The sequence below is a fragment of the Falsiroseomonas oryzae genome, assembly GCF_027856955.1.
Taxonomy (GTDB): domain Bacteria; phylum Pseudomonadota; class Alphaproteobacteria; order Acetobacterales; family Acetobacteraceae; genus Falsiroseomonas; species Falsiroseomonas oryzae.
This window is the reverse complement of sequence record NZ_JAPSMD010001037.1, coordinates 1-509: the sequence shown is the minus strand read 5'-3', so window position 1 is coordinate 509 and position 509 is coordinate 1. Positions and strand designations below refer to the sequence as shown.

Below are 509 nucleotides of genomic sequence, written 5' to 3'. Positions count from 1 at the left end.
CCAGGTCGCCGCCGCGCGCCGCCTGGCCGTGGCGGAGGGTGTCGCGGCCCGCTTCGAGGAAGGCCTGGCCGAGCGCACCGGCCAGCCCGCCGCCGCCTTCGACCTGGTGGTCGCCGCGCAGTGCTGGCACTGGTTCGACCGTCCGCTGGCCGCCGCCGAGGCGCGCCGCGTCCTGAAGCCCGGCGGCGCGCTGCTGATCTGCCACCACGACTGGATGCCGCATCCCGGCACCGTCGCGCATGCCACGGAGTTCCTGATCGAGGCGCACAACCCGCGCTGGCGGCTGGGGCGCGGCAGCGGGATGTATCCGGCCTGGGCGGACGATCTTCGCCTTGCCGGCTTCGCGGACCTCGCCTTTGCCGGCTTCGACCACGAGGCCGTCTATGCGCATGCGGCCTGGCGCGGCCGCGTGCGGGCCTCGGCCGGCATCGGCGGCGCGCTGGGGCCCGGGGCGGTGGCGCGCTTCGATGCGGAGCTCGCCGCGCTGCTGGCCGCCCGCTTCCCGGACG

General features: G+C 77.0%; 1 protein-coding gene. It reads left to right on the top strand.

Going from position 1 to position 509, the window contains the following annotated elements:
• On the top strand, positions 1-509 hold a 509-nt coding region (locus OZN99_RS33380; RefSeq protein ID WP_270939448.1), incomplete at both ends, for a class I SAM-dependent methyltransferase.